This window comes from Caballeronia sp. PC1 (assembly GCF_021353155.1).
In the GTDB taxonomy this organism is placed as follows: Bacteria; Pseudomonadota; Gammaproteobacteria; order Burkholderiales; family Burkholderiaceae; genus Caballeronia; species Caballeronia cordobensis.
On record NZ_JAJUBH010000001.1, the window covers coordinates 2,969,273 to 2,983,500 of the forward strand.

Here is a 14,228-nt window from a genome sequence, read left to right on the forward strand (position 1 = left end):
GGGTAATTCCGCATAAGACGCGGACTGGCCGCGCGAGATGCGCGCGCTATCTCAATCTAGTGCAGACGGGGGCGGCGTGCCGGACGGCGAAAAAGCGAAAAGAGCGGCGGCGATTGCTCGCCGCCGCTCCGGATGCGGGTGTCAGAGAAAAGGGAAGCGCTCAGCGCGGCTGTTGCGCGGCGAAATCTTCCGCATCGACGTCGTAGCCCGACGGCTCCCAGCGCATGGCGAGCAGTGCGACCAGTCCCGCGAGCGGCGCGACGGCGATGATCCAGAACACTTTCGTGCCGAGCGCCGCCGACAGCACCGGGAACAGGAACAGCGAAACCGTCGAGCTGGCGCGCATCAGCGTTTGATTGAAGCCGACGCCGACGCCGCGCAGCGAAGTCGGATAGCTCAGCGACGCGAACGTCATGCTGTGCGAACCCGGCCCGACGCCTTGCCCGAGCAGGAACGCGGCGAGAAAGGCGATGGCGATGACCACTTCCGCGCCCGTCGACGGCTTTCCGACAATCGCAAGCCCGATCAGCGCCGTCAGTTGAAACGCGTAGCCGACGACCGACAGCTTCCACGCGCCGTACTTCGGCACCGTGCGCACTGAAAACAGCCCGCCCGCGAACGCGAAGCACAGATTCAGCGCGAGCGAGGCAAGAATTGTCGTCAGCATGGACTGCGCGAGAAAGCTCGAGATGATGACCGGCAGGCCGAACGCGACGGCGTTATACGCAAACGACGACGCGATCGCAATGACGGTCGCGAGCACGGTGCGGCGCAAATAGACGCCGCGCAGCAGCGCACCGTAGTTGCTCCACGTCGCGCTGCGCGCCTTGGGCGCGGCGACGGCGGTTTCGTCGACGCGGGCATCGATACCGTACGAGCGCTTGAGGATCGCGGCCGCGCCCTTGAGATCGCCCTGATTCGCCGCCCAGACCGGCGATTCGCTCATGTAGCGGCTGCGAATCGCGATGATCGCAATCGCCGGCACCGCGCCGAAGCCGAGAATCAGCCGCCAGAGCCAGCCGGCGTTATGTTCGGGCAGAACCGCGTACAGACCGAGCACCAATAGGTACGACACGCTGATCGCGGCGTACCAGACCGGACACCACATCGCGACGCGCGCCGCTTTGTTGCCGCGGCCTTGCAGGCGCGAGAATTCCGCAAGGAAGGCCATCGCGACGGGCAAGTCGATGCCGACGCCCAGGCCCATCACGAAACGCGCACCGCCCAGCACCCACGCGTTGGGCGCAAGCGCGCAGGCGATGGCCGCGACGACGAAAAAGAACATGTCGGCCATGAAGACGCGATAACGGCCGACCTTGTCGGTGAGATAGCCGCCGAGAAACGCGCCGATGATCGCGCCGAACGTGATCGCCGAGGCGACGAAGCCGGAGCCTGTCGGCGTGAGCGAGAATTCGCGGGCGATGTCCTTCATGCCGAACGCGAGCGCGCCGAGGTCGTAGGCATCGAGGAAAATGCCGCCGAGCGCGATGGCGACAACGACGCGCGCATCGCTGCCGATCGCGGCGCCGCGATTGACGAGACCGGAAACATCGGCGGCGCTTTTGATGACGGGGCGCGAATCGCTGGCGGCGGGCCGGGCGGAAGCGCGTTCGGGCGCGATAGAAACTGACATGATCGGACGAATCAGTAAAAAGTTGTTGAGGCAACGAATCGCCGGATCGTACTGGCACAGGCGCGGCCGACCAAATTCTTTTTTGTTATTTAATGACTTACGCCGCGTCTACGGTCCTTTTCAGCGCCCGCGCGCGCGATGCGACAATGGCGCTCCGCTTTTTTGGGGTAATCGGGCATGTCGTCAGTTGAAAACATCGGGTCGGTGAATGTCGCGGTCGTCGGTGGCGGGCCGGCCGGGCTCATGGCCGCGGAGGCGCTCTCGGCGGGGGGCGCGCGCGTGGACGTGTTCGACGCGATGCCTTCGGTCGGCCGCAAATTTCTGATGGCCGGCAAGGGCGGCATGAATCTCACGCACTCCGAGCACGCCGACGCGTTTCTGGCGCGTTACGGCGCACGCAGCGCGGACATCGCGCCGCTGCTCGCGCGATTCGGCGCGGGCGCGTTGCGCGACTGGGTGCATGGACTGGGCGTCGAAACTTTCGTCGGCAGTTCGGGGCGCGTCTTTCCCACCGACATGAAAGCCGCGCCGATGCTGCGCGCGTGGCTGCACCGGCTGCGGGCGTCGGGCGTGACGTTTCATATGCGGCATCGCTGGCTCAGCTGGGCGAACGAGGCAGCGTCGATATCGCGTTTCGCGACGCCAGCGGGCGAAAAAGAGGTTCGGCACGACGCGATCGTGCTCGCGCTCGGCGGTGCAAGCTGGCCGCAACTCGGGTCGGACGGCGCAGCGCTACCCGTTCTCGCGGCGCGCGGCGTGCCCGTGCGGCCCTTCGCGCCGTCGAATTGCGGTTTCGACGCCGACTGGAGCGCGCATTTCCGCAGCCGGTTCGCCGGAGAGCCGCTCAAATCCGTCGCGATCGGCGTGCCGCGGGCGGACGGTGCGCGCGACTGGCGCATCGGCGAATGTCTGATCACGGAGCACGGCATCGAGGGCAGCCTGATCTACGCGCTGTCGGCGCCGATTCGCGATCGGATCGCCGAGAGCGACGGGGCGGGCGTAGTCATCGAACTCGATCTCGCGCCGCAGATTTCCGCCGGGCGCGTGCGCGACGAAGTGCTGCATCCGCGTGGCGCGCGCTCGATTTCGAGCCATCTGCAAAGCCGCCTGCATCTGACGGGCGTGAAAGCGGGTTTGCTGCGCGAGTGCCTGAGCAAGGATGAATTCGCCGACCTCGACACGCTCGCCGCGCGCATCAAGGCGCTGCCGCTGCGTTTGCTGCGCCCGCGGCCGATCGCGGAAGTCATCAGTAGCGCGGGCGGCGTCGAATTCGAGGCGCTCGACGCGCGCTCGATGCTCGGCGCGCTGCCCGGCGTGTTCTGCGCGGGCGAGATGCTCGACTGGGAAGCGCCGACGGGCGGCTATCTGCTGACCGCGTGTTTCGCGAGCGGGCTGGTCGCGGGTGAAGGCGCGCTCGCGTGGCTCGCCGAGCGCGCCTGAAGCATCACGCGACGACGAGGCGCCACAACGAAGTCACTTCCTTCGATCGCGCCGCGTGGAGCGGGTCGGTCTTGTCGAGCGCTTTCGAATGACGCGGCTTGATGTCGATGCGCCCATCCACCTTCAGGCCGGCTTTGTCGATCCATTCCTGCAACTGGGCGCGCGTGCGCAGGCCGAGATGCTCCGCGAAATCCGACAGGATGAGCCAGCCTTCGCCGCCCGGCGTCAGATGCGCGGCGAGTCCGTCGAGGAAGCCGCGCAGCATGCGGCTCTCCGGGTCGTAGATGGCATGCTCGATCGCCGCGCTGGGCCGTGCCGGCAGCCACGGCGGATTGCAGACGATCAACGGCGCGCGGCCTTCGGGGAACATGTCCGCTTCGACGACCTTGACCTGACGGCCGAGCGCGAGCTGTTCGATGTTTTCCCGCGCGCAGGCGAGCGCGCGCGCATCGACGTCGGTGGCGACGACGCGCTCGACGCCGCGCCGCGCCAGCACGGCGGCGAGCACACCCGTCCCGGTTCCGATGTCGAACGCCAGGTCGCGCGCCGGCAACGGCTGATTCGCGACGAGATCGATATATTCGCCCCGTACCGGCGAGAAAACACCGTAGTAAGGATGGATCTTCCCGCCCACCGCGTCGATATCGACGCCTTTCTTGCGCCACTCGTGCGCCCCGACCAGGCCCAGGACTTCGCGCAATGACACGACCGATGCGTCATCCGAGGGCGGTCCGTAAGCCTCTTCGCACGCCTGCCGCACGTTCGGCGCGCGGCGCAGTGGGATGGCGTATTCCTCATCGAGCGGCAGCACGAGCATGGCGAGCGTGCGTCCGCGCTGGGATTGCGCGAGACGGTGGAGATTGAACGCATCGATGGGCGACGGCTCGGTCGTCGCCTTCTTCGCCTTGCGCGGCTTGTTGTCGATGCGGCGCGCCATCGCCTGCAACAACTGACGGGCGTTCTGGAAGTCGCCACGCCAGAGAATCGCCGTGCCTTCGCATGCAAGCCGGTAGGCGTGATCGGCCGTCATCTGATCGTGCCCGATCACGACGCGCTTTGGCGGCGGGTTCCCGCTCTCCGATCGCCAGCGGGCGGAGCGGCTTTCGTCGTCTTCGTCCCAGGTCAGTTGCAGCGGTGCGGTGCTTTTCGATTGCATATCTATATAGATGCCTGATTCGATGCTCGGTGCGCGAGTCGTCGCGGCCGGCGGAAGGTGAACTGGCAGCATTGTGAGGCCAATCGGGGGCGCGTCGTTGGCCCGTGTGCATTTTCCAGAGGAGGTCGTGCGGCGCCGATGACACTTCAGGCACAATCGATCTTTTTCCGAACGCCATCGCCGAATGAAACTCCGAGTTTTCGCCGCGATCTGCGCGGCTGCGCTTGTCGCACAGGTCAATTTCGCGCCGCACGCGTTCGCAGCCGAAACCGCTGAGGCGCCGCCCGCGAACGAGCATTGGATCAGCGCGTGGGGTACCGCGCTCCAGTCGATTCCGCAACTCGCGAACTTGCCGCCGCTGTATCGCGCGCCGGAGGTCGCGGGCCGCACCGTCCGCCAGTTGATTTACCCGCAACTGGACGGCAAGCGCATGCGACTGCGGATCAGCAACCTGTATGGCACGGAGCCGCTGGTCGTCGAATCGATGAGCGTGGCGCGCGCGGTCGGAGGCAGCGCCGCCGCGATCCGCGCCGGTAGCGCGCGGCCCGTGGCGTTCGGCGGCCGCAAGAGTGTGACGGTCGCGCCCGGGGCGCAAGCCACGAGCGATCCGGTCGATTTCGACGTCGACGCGCGCGAGCCCGTGGCCGTCAGCATGTTCATGGGGCGGAATCAGAGGCTCGTGGCCTGGCATCGCGTGTCGAGCCAGGTGAACTACATCTCGACACCGGGCGATCACACCGACGATACGTCCGCCGGGGCGTTCCGCACGCGGTTCACGCAATATGCGTGGATCACCAACGTCGCGGTGGATAGTGCGTCGGCGCATGCGGTGGTCGCCATCGGCGATTCGATCACGGATGGCATGCGTTCCTCGCTGAACGCCAACCGCCGCTGGCCCGATGCGCTCGCGACGCAGGTCGCGCGCAAGAGCGGCGGCAAAATCAGCGTGGTGAATGCGGGCATCAGCGGCAATCGACTGCTGAGCAATTCGCCCTGTTACGGCGAGGCGCTCGCGACGCGCTTCGAGCGGGACGCGCTGCGCCAGCCGGGCGTGCGCGCGGTGATCGTGCTGATCGGCATTAACGACATCAACTTCATGGCGATGCCCCCGCACGCTGGCCTCGATTGTGACGCGCCGCATACCGAGGTGAACGCCGATGCGCTGGTGCGCGGGTATCAGCGGCTGATCGCGCAGGCGCATCAGCGCGGCGTCAAGATCTACGGCGCGACACTGACGCCGGCCTCGCTGCCGCCCGAGCGCGAAGCGATCCGCACCGCCGTCAACGAATCGATCCGCACGAGCCGCGCGTTCGACGGCGTGATCGACTTCGATCAGGCCCTGCGCGATCCGGCGCGTCCGGGCGCGCTTCTGCGTCGGTACGACAGTGGCGATCACATCCATCCGAGCGACGCGGGCTACGCGGCCATGGCCGCCGCGGTGCCGATGGAGCTCGTTGCCGGAGCGGCAAAACAGGGGCAGTGACGCGCCGCGAAAAAAGTTTGCTCTAACGGCTTGTCATTTGCGTTTGCTTGGCCTAATATTCGGCCCCTCGTCGCAAGGCGAGGGCTGTCGAGCGAAATGGACGGCCTCCAAAGTCGGCAAATTTTGATGCGAAAGCGAAAAAATAGTGTTGACAAGGAGAAAAAGATTCTTCATAATCTCATTTCTCTGCTGCAGACAACGCAGCGACGCAAGACGGTAGCGAAGTAGAGGGTCTTGCGATGTGCTCTTTAAAAACTAACAGCCGATAAGTGTGGGCGCTTGATAGCGAGTGCGGCTGGTCTTTCGGGATCAGTCATAGCAAAAGTATCAAGAGTCTCACACGAAGTATCAGAGGAAGGTTTTTCTGTTCTAGGACAGAATAATCATCGTCAGTACGTTGAGTGAGCGACCGGTTCTTAACGGAACCGAAAACAGTAACAGGTTTGAACTGAAGAGTTTGATCCTGGCTCAGATTGAACGCTGGCGGCATGCCTTACACATGCAAGTCGAACGGCAGCACGGGGGCAACCCTGGTGGCGAGTGGCGAACGGGTGAGTAATACATCGGAACGTGTCCTGTAGTGGGGGATAGCCCGGCGAAAGCCGGATTAATACCGCATACGACCTAAGGGAGAAAGCGGGGGATCTTCGGACCTCGCGCTATAGGGGCGGCCGATGGCAGATTAGCTAGTTGGTGGGGTAAAGGCCTACCAAGGCGACGATCTGTAGCTGGTCTGAGAGGACGACCAGCCACACTGGGACTGAGACACGGCCCAGACTCCTACGGGAGGCAGCAGTGGGGAATTTTGGACAATGGGGGCAACCCTGATCCAGCAATGCCGCGTGTGTGAAGAAGGCCTTCGGGTTGTAAAGCACTTTTGTCCGGAAAGAAAACTTCGTCCCTAATATGGATGGAGGATGACGGTACCGGAAGAATAAGCACCGGCTAACTACGTGCCAGCAGCCGCGGTAATACGTAGGGTGCGAGCGTTAATCGGAATTACTGGGCGTAAAGCGTGCGCAGGCGGTCTGTTAAGACCGATGTGAAATCCCCGGGCTTAACCTGGGAACTGCATTGGTGACTGGCAGGCTTTGAGTATGGCAGAGGGGGGTAGAATTCCACGTGTAGCAGTGAAATGCGTAGAGATGTGGAGGAATACCGATGGCGAAGGCAGCCCCCTGGGCCAATACTGACGCTCATGCACGAAAGCGTGGGGAGCAAACAGGATTAGATACCCTGGTAGTCCACGCCCTAAACGATGTCAACTAGTTGTTGGGGATTCATTTCCTTAGTAACGTAGCTAACGCGTGAAGTTGACCGCCTGGGGAGTACGGTCGCAAGATTAAAACTCAAAGGAATTGACGGGGACCCGCACAAGCGGTGGATGATGTGGATTAATTCGATGCAACGCGAAAAACCTTACCTACCCTTGACATGGTCGGAACCCTGCTGAAAGGTGGGGGTGCTCGAAAGAGAACCGGCGCACAGGTGCTGCATGGCTGTCGTCAGCTCGTGTCGTGAGATGTTGGGTTAAGTCCCGCAACGAGCGCAACCCTTGTCCTTAGTTGCTACGCAAGAGCACTCTAAGGAGACTGCCGGTGACAAACCGGAGGAAGGTGGGGATGACGTCAAGTCCTCATGGCCCTTATGGGTAGGGCTTCACACGTCATACAATGGTCGGAACAGAGGGGTTGCCAAGCCGCGAGGTGGAGCCAATCCCAGAAAACCGATCGTAGTCCGGATCGCAGTCTGCAACTCGACTGCGTGAAGCTGGAATCGCTAGTAATCGCGGATCAGCATGCCGCGGTGAATACGTTCCCGGGTCTTGTACACACCGCCCGTCACACCATGGGAGTGGGTTTCACCAGAAGTAGGTAGCCTAACCGCAAGGAGGGCGCTTACCACGGTGGGATTCATGACTGGGGTGAAGTCGTAACAAGGTAGCCGTATCGGAAGGTGCGGCTGGATCACCTCCTTTCTCGAGCTTCGCACTTAAAGTTAAGCGCTCACGCTTATCGGCTGTTGTTTAAGACAGGCTTTGGGTCTGTAGCTCAGTCGGTTAGAGCACCGTCTTGATAAGGCGGGGGTCGATGGTTCGAATCCATCCAGACCCACCACGGTCAGGATGAGTCGATCGGATGATCGAGCAGACTCGAGAGACTTGGGGGATTAGCTCAGCTGGGAGAGCACCTGCTTTGCAAGCAGGGGGTCGTCGGTTCGATCCCGTCATCCTCCACCAATCCTCAATGCCTAGTGTTCACTAAGCGTGAACATTAAGCATTGGCGATTGAAGCCAGTTGATGCTGCAGGAGTTGAAGTGATCCTGTCGGCTAAACGTTCTTTAACAATCTGGAAGAAGTAGTAAAGAGACTATCTAAAAGCACTTAGAGATGGGTGCGAGTCGGGTAGTCAGGGTAGTGATTGTATCAAGTATGAAAAGGTGATCGAAAGATTGCTTTGGAATACGGCACAACGCGAATACTCAGCCTATGACGTGGTGAGTCGAGAGACACACTCGTTATAGGGTCAAGCGAACAAGTGCATGTGGTGGATGCCTTGGCGATCACAGGCGATGAAGGACGCGGTAGCCTGCGAAAAGCGGAGGGGAGCTGGCAAACGAGCTTTGATCCTCCGATATCCGAATGGGGAAACCCGGCCCGTATGGGTCACCCGCAACTGAATACATAGGTTGCGTGGAGCGAACGCGGTGAACTGAAACATCTAAGTAACCGCAGGAACAGAAATCAACCGAGATTCCCAAAGTAGTGGCGAGCGAAATGGGACCAGCCTGTACTCTTTATCTATCGTATTAGTCGAACGCTCTGGAAAGTGCGGCCATAGCAGGTGATAGCCCTGTAGACGAAAATAGGATGGAAGAACTAGGGGTACGACAAGTAGGGCGGGACACGTGAAATCCTGTCTGAAGATGGGGGGACCATCCTCCAAGGCTAAATACTCGTGATCGACCGATAGTGAACCAGTACCGTGAGGGAAAGGCGAAAAGAACCCCGGGAGGGGAGTGAAATAGATCCTGAAACCGCATGCATACAAACAGTCGGAGCCTCGCAAGGGGTGACGGCGTACCTTTTGTATAATGGGTCAGCGACTTACGTTCAGTAGCGAGCTTAACTGATTAAGGCAGGCGTAGCGAAAGCGAGTCCGAATAGGGCGATCAGTTGCTGGGCGTAGACCCGAAACCAAGTGATCTATCCATGGCCAGGTTGAAGGTGCGGTAACACGTACTGGAGGACCGAACCCACTAACGTTGAAAAGTTAGGGGATGAGCTGTGGATAGGGGTGAAAGGCTAAACAAACTTGGAAATAGCTGGTTCTCTCCGAAAACTATTTAGGTAGTGCCTCGTGTATCACCTTCGGGGTAGAGCACTGTCATGGTTGTGGGGTCCATTGCGGATTACTACGCCATAGCAAACTCCGAATACCGAAGAGTGCAATCACGGGAGACAGACATCGGGTGCTAACGTCCGGTGTCAAGAGGGAAACAACCCAGACCGCCAGCTAAGGTCCCAAAGATTGGCTAAGTGGGAAACGAAGTGGGAAGGCTAAAACAGTCAGGAGGTTGGCTTAGAAGCAGCCACCCTTTAAAGAAAGCGTAATAGCTCACTGATCGAGTCGTCCTGCGCGGAAGATGTAACGGGGCTCAAGCCAGTCACCGAAGCTGCGGATGCGCACGTAAGTGCGTGTGGTAGGAGAGCGTTCCGTAAGCCTGCGAAGGTGTGTCGAAAGGCATGCTGGAGGTATCGGAAGTGCGAATGCTGACATGAGTAGCGATAAAGGGGGTGAAAAGCCCCCTCGCCGTAAGCCCAAGGTTTCCTACGCAACGTTCATCGGCGTAGGGTGAGTCGGCCCCTAAGGCGAGGCAGAAATGCGTAGCTGATGGGAAGCAGGTCAATATTCCTGCACCATTGTTAGATGCGATGGGGACGGATCGCGGAAGGTTGTCCGGGTGTTGGAAGTCCCGGTCGCTGCATTGGAGAAGGTGCTTAGGCAAATCCGGGCACGTAATTCAAGGGTGTGGCGCGAGCTTCTTCGGAAGCGAAGCAATTGGAAGTGGTTCCAAGAAAAGCCTCTAAGCTTCAGTCTAATAGTGACCGTACCGCAAACCGACACAGGTGGGCGAGATGAGTATTCTAAGGCGCTTGAGAGAACTCGGGAGAAGGAACTCGGCAAATTGGTACCGTAACTTCGGGATAAGGTACGCCCTTGTAGCTTGACTGGCCTGCGCCAGGAGGGTGAAAGGGTTGCAATAAACTGGTGGCTGCGACTGTTTAATAAAAACACAGCACTCTGCAAACACGAAAGTGGACGTATAGGGTGTGACGCCTGCCCGGTGCCGGAAGATTAAATGATGGGGTGCAAGCTCTTGATTGAAGTCCCGGTAAACGGCGGCCGTAACTATAACGGTCCTAAGGTAGCGAAATTCCTTGTCGGGTAAGTTCCGACCTGCACGAATGGCGTAACGATGGCCACACTGTCTCCTCCCGAGACTCAGCGAAGTTGAAGTGTTTGTGATGATGCAATCTCCCGCGGCTAGACGGAAAGACCCCATGAACCTTTACTGTAGCTTTGCATTGGACTTTGAACCGATCTGTGTAGGATAGGTGGGAGGCTATGAAACCAGGACGCTAGTCTTGGTGGAGCCGTCCTTGAAATACCACCCTGGTTTGTTTGAGGTTCTAACCTTGGTCCGTGATCCGGATCGGGGACAGTGCATGGTAGGCAGTTTGACTGGGGCGGTCTCTCCCAAAGTGTAACGGAGGAGTACGAAGGTACGCTAGGTACGGTCGGAAATCGTGCTGATAGTGCAATGGCATAAGCGTGCTTAACTGCGAGACCGACAAGTCGAGCAGGTGCGAAAGCAGGTCATAGTGATCCGGTGGTTCTGTATGGAAGGGCCATCGCTCAACGGATAAAAGGTACTCTGGGGATAACAGGCTGATACCGCCCAAGAGTTCATATCGACGGCGGTGTTTGGCACCTCGATGTCGGCTCATCTCATCCTGGGGCTGTAGCCGGTCCCAAGGGTATGGCTGTTCGCCATTTAAAGAGGTACGTGAGCTGGGTTTAAAACGTCGTGAGACAGTTTGGTCCCTATCTGCCGTGGGCGTTGGATATTTGAAGGGGGCTGCTCCTAGTACGAGAGGACCGGAGTGGACGAACCTCTGGTGTACCGGTTGTGACGCCAGTCGCATCGCCGGGTAGCTATGTTCGGAAGAGATAACCGCTGAAAGCATCTAAGCGGGAAACTCGCCTTAAGATGAGATATCCCCGGGGCTTCGAGCCCCTTGAAGGGTCGTTCCAGACCAGGACGTTGATAGGTCAGGTGTGTAAGTGCAGTAATGCATTGAGCTAACTGATACTAATTGCCCGTAAGGCTTGATCCTATAACCAGTGTGTCTTCCTGGTTGAGTATCGTTGTGCCACGATCACCACCCCAAACACTGCTACTTCTTCCCAGATTGGCTGTCGCGTCCCCAAGACGACACAGCAACAAGTCATGCCTGATGACCATAGCGAGTCGGTACCACCCCTTCCCATCCCGAACAGGACCGTGAAACGACTCCACGCCGATGATAGTGCGGATCCCCGTGTGAAAGTAGGTAATCGTCAGGCTCCTCTCTATGAGATGCAAAAGCCCCGTCTGATCTTCAGATGGGGCTTTTTGCATTTCTCTCACTATAGGTGAGAGCCTCGGTTGCCTCGGGTCGCAAGAAACGCTTGACAACGGCGTGTTGTTACCCCATAATCGATAGTTCTCTGCGGAGGGGTGCCCGAGTGGCTAAAGGGGGCAGACTGTAAATCTGTTGGCTTACGCCTACGTTGGTTCGAATCCAACCTCCTCCACCAGAATTTAAGCGGTAAGGGAATCCAACCCTCGCGGGTGTAGCTCAATGGTAGAGCAGAAGCCTTCCAAGCTTATGACGAGGGTTCGATTCCCTTCGCCCGCTCCAGTGCCGGTTTTGTAGTGCCCATGTGGCTCAGTGGTAGAGCACTCCCTTGGTAAGGGAGAGGTCGGCAGTTCGATCCTGCCCATGGGCACCAGTTGTATCAGTCTAGTAAGTTGCGCGCGGCGCAAGGTGCGAAAATCCTGTTAGGAGTCGAAAATGGCCAAAGGTAAATTCGAGCGGACCAAGCCGCACGTGAACGTGGGCACGATCGGTCACGTTGACCACGGCAAGACCACGCTGACGGCAGCAATCACGACGGTGCTGACCAAGAAGTTCGGCGGCGAAGCCAAGGCGTACGACCAGATCGACGCGGCGCCGGAAGAAAAGGCACGTGGTATCACCATCAACACCGCGCACGTCGAGTACGAAACGGCTAACCGCCACTACGCACACGTCGACTGTCCGGGCCACGCCGACTACGTGAAGAACATGATCACGGGCGCAGCGCAGATGGACGGCGCAATCCTGGTGTGCTCGGCCGCTGACGGCCCGATGCCGCAAACGCGTGAACACATCCTGTTGGCCCGTCAGGTCGGCGTGCCGTACATCATCGTGTTCCTGAACAAGTGCGACATGGTGGACGACGCCGAACTGCTCGAACTCGTCGAAATGGAAGTGCGCGAACTCCTGTCGAAGTACGACTTCCCGGGCGACGACACCCCGATCATCAAGGGTTCGGCGAAGCTGGCGCTGGAAGGCGACACGGGCGAGCTGGGCGAAGTGGCGATCATGAACCTGGCCGACGCACTGGACACGTACATCCCGACGCCGGAGCGCGCTGTTGACGGTTCGTTCCTGATGCCGGTGGAAGACGTGTTCTCGATCTCGGGTCGCGGCACGGTGGTGACGGGTCGTATCGAGCGTGGCCTGGTGAAGGTCGGCGAGGAAATCGAAATCGTCGGTATCAAGCCGACGGTGAAGACGACCTGCACGGGCGTGGAAATGTTCCGCAAGCTGCTGGACCAAGGTCAAGCGGGCGACAACGTCGGTATCCTGCTGCGCGGCACGAAGCGTGAAGACGTGGAGCGCGGCCAGGTTCTGGCCAAGCCGGGTTCGATCACGCCGCACACGCACTTCACGGCTGAAGTGTACGTGCTGAGCAAGGACGAAGGCGGCCGTCACACGCCGTTCTTCAACAACTACCGTCCGCAGTTCTACTTCCGTACGACGGACGTGACGGGCTCGATCGAGCTGCCGAAGGACAAGGAAATGGTGATGCCGGGCGACAACGTGTCGATCACGGTGAAGCTGATCGCCCCGATCGCCATGGAAGAAGGTCTGCGCTTCGCAATTCGCGAAGGCGGCCGTACCGTCGGCGCCGGTGTCGTTGCGAAGATTATCGAGTAAGAGCCAGATATCTTCTCGGTAGTTTGAGGTTTCGGGGTCGGCGAAGTCCGTCGACCCCAAATGGTTTAGGGGTATAGCTCAACTGGCAGAGCGTCGGTCTCCAAAACCGAAGGTTGGGGGTTCGATTCCCTCTGCCCCTGCCAAAATTCTTGCGCCAAGTGGCGCTGTGTTTAAGGTGTTATGGCGAATCCTTCCGTCGAAACTGTTAATACTTCCGGCGACAAGTTGATGTTGGTAGCGGGCGTATTGTTGGTCTTGGCCGGGTTCGTTGGATTCTTCTGGCTCTCTGGCCAAGAATGGTACGTCCGCGGCGCAGCGCTTGCTGTTGGTGTCATCGCGGGTGTCGCAGTCGGCCTTCTCTCTGCGCCGGGCAAAGGTTTCATTGCTTTTGCCAAAGACTCATACAAAGAAGTCCGCAAGGTTGTCTGGCCGACTCGCAAAGAGGCCACGCAAACGACCTTGGTGGTCTTCGCGTTTGTTTTGATCATGGCCATTTTTCTTTGGCTTAGCGATAAGTCAATCGAATGGGTGATTTTCTCGGCGATTCTGGGTTGGAAATGATATGAGCGATACTCCGACCACCCCGAGTGGAAAGCGTTGGTACGTGGTGCACGCCTACTCCGGCATGGAGAAGAGCGTGCAACGTGCGCTTCAGGAGCGCATCGAACGCGCAGGCATGCAAGATCAATTCGGTCAGATTCTCGTGCCGACCGAAGAAGTGGTTGAAGTAAAGGGTGGTCATAAGTCGGTCACCGAGCGTCGTTTCTTCCCGGGCTACGTCCTGGTCGAAATGGAAATGACGGACGAGACGTGGCACTTGGTCAAGAACACGGCCAAAGTGACCGGTTTCGTCGGTGGTGCACGCAATCGCCCGAGCCCCATCTCGCCACGTGAAGTCGAAAAGATCATGTCGCAGATGCAGGAAGGCGTCGAGAAGCCGCGGCCGAAGACGCTTTTCGAGGTGGGCGAGATGGTCCGCGTGAAGGAAGGCCCGTTCACCGACTTCAACGGCAACGTCGAAGAGGTGAACTACGAGAAATCCCGAGTTCGCGTCTCCGTCACGATCTTCGGGCGCTCGACGCCGGTCGAACTAGAGTTCGGTCAGGTCGAAAAGCTTTAAACGAACACATCGCGCGTGGCTTTCGAGTCATCGCGCGATTCGCGCTTACGGTCCGCGTCATGACCGTTGAGGAGCGTCAGTAG

At 59.6% G+C, this 14,228-nt stretch carries 7 protein-coding genes, 6 tRNA genes and 3 rRNA genes; 14 read left to right on the forward strand and 2 right to left on the reverse strand.

The features are described from left to right. Positions 1 to 160: 160 nt before the first annotated feature. Positions 161 to 1,633 carry an MFS transporter gene (locus LY284_RS14200; RefSeq protein ID WP_233386850.1) on the reverse strand — a complete coding sequence of 491 codons (1,473 nt, stop codon included), beginning with the start codon at positions 1,631 to 1,633 and terminating at the stop codon, positions 161 to 163. 177 nt (positions 1,634 to 1,810) lie between these two features. Here LY284_RS14200 and LY284_RS14205 point away from each other — a divergent pair, with 177 nt between their 5' ends. Next, complete coding sequence (locus LY284_RS14205) at positions 1,811 to 3,073, forward strand: TIGR03862 family flavoprotein (protein WP_233386853.1); 1,263 nt, start codon at positions 1,811 to 1,813, stop codon at positions 3,071 to 3,073. A 4-nt stretch (positions 3,074 to 3,077) separates the two neighbouring features. Here the strand turns inward: LY284_RS14205 and LY284_RS14210 are convergent, their stop codons facing one another. Then, on the reverse strand, positions 3,078 to 4,229 hold the full coding sequence (locus LY284_RS14210; protein ID WP_233386855.1) for a class I SAM-dependent methyltransferase: 1,152 nt from the start codon (positions 4,227 to 4,229) through the stop codon (positions 3,078 to 3,080). A 184-nt stretch (positions 4,230 to 4,413) separates the two neighbouring features. Here LY284_RS14210 and LY284_RS14215 point away from each other — a divergent pair, with 184 nt between their 5' ends. From LY284_RS14215 to nusG, 13 genes are all read left to right on the forward strand, one after another. Further along, a complete protein-coding gene (locus LY284_RS14215; protein ID WP_233386857.1) occupies positions 4,414 to 5,712 on the forward strand; it encodes an SGNH/GDSL hydrolase family protein in 1,299 nt (432 codons plus the stop codon). Between the two features lie 445 nt (positions 5,713 to 6,157). Then, positions 6,158 to 7,690, forward strand: a 16S ribosomal RNA gene (locus tag LY284_RS14220). Positions 7,691 to 7,752: 62 nt separating this feature from the next. Beyond that, positions 7,753 to 7,829, forward strand: a tRNA-Ile gene (locus tag LY284_RS14225). Positions 7,830 to 7,875: 46 nt separating this feature from the next. Next, positions 7,876 to 7,951, forward strand: a tRNA-Ala gene (locus LY284_RS14230). 285 nt (positions 7,952 to 8,236) lie between these two features. After that, positions 8,237 to 11,114 (forward strand): 23S ribosomal RNA (locus LY284_RS14235). A 116-nt stretch (positions 11,115 to 11,230) separates the two neighbouring features. Further along, a 5S ribosomal RNA gene (rrf, locus tag LY284_RS14240) occupies positions 11,231 to 11,343 on the forward strand. Together the 16S, 23S and 5S rRNA genes with 5 tRNA genes alongside form the textbook arrangement of a ribosomal RNA operon. A gap of 148 nt (positions 11,344 to 11,491) precedes the next feature. Beyond that, positions 11,492 to 11,577, forward strand: a tRNA-Tyr gene (locus LY284_RS14245). Positions 11,578 to 11,607: 30 nt separating this feature from the next. Continuing rightward, positions 11,608 to 11,681 (forward strand) — tRNA-Gly (locus tag LY284_RS14250). Positions 11,682 to 11,697: 16 nt separating this feature from the next. Continuing rightward, a tRNA-Thr gene (locus LY284_RS14255) sits at positions 11,698 to 11,772 on the forward strand. A gap of 62 nt (positions 11,773 to 11,834) precedes the next feature. After that, entirely contained in the window at positions 11,835 to 13,025 is a 1,191-nt protein-coding gene (gene tuf / locus LY284_RS14260; RefSeq protein ID WP_014192481.1) for an elongation factor Tu, read from the forward strand. 67 nt (positions 13,026 to 13,092) lie between these two features. After that, a tRNA-Trp gene (locus LY284_RS14265) sits at positions 13,093 to 13,168 on the forward strand. A gap of 37 nt (positions 13,169 to 13,205) precedes the next feature. Then, positions 13,206 to 13,586, forward strand: coding sequence for a preprotein translocase subunit SecE (gene secE, locus LY284_RS14270; RefSeq protein WP_008343790.1), 381 nt, complete (start codon positions 13,206 to 13,208; stop codon positions 13,584 to 13,586). A gap of 1 nt (position 13,587) precedes the next feature. Continuing rightward, positions 13,588 to 14,145 (forward strand): transcription termination/antitermination protein NusG, encoded by a 558-nt coding sequence (gene nusG, locus LY284_RS14275; RefSeq protein WP_053568889.1) that lies wholly within the window; start codon positions 13,588 to 13,590, stop codon positions 14,143 to 14,145. Positions 14,146 to 14,228: the final 83 nt, after the last annotated feature.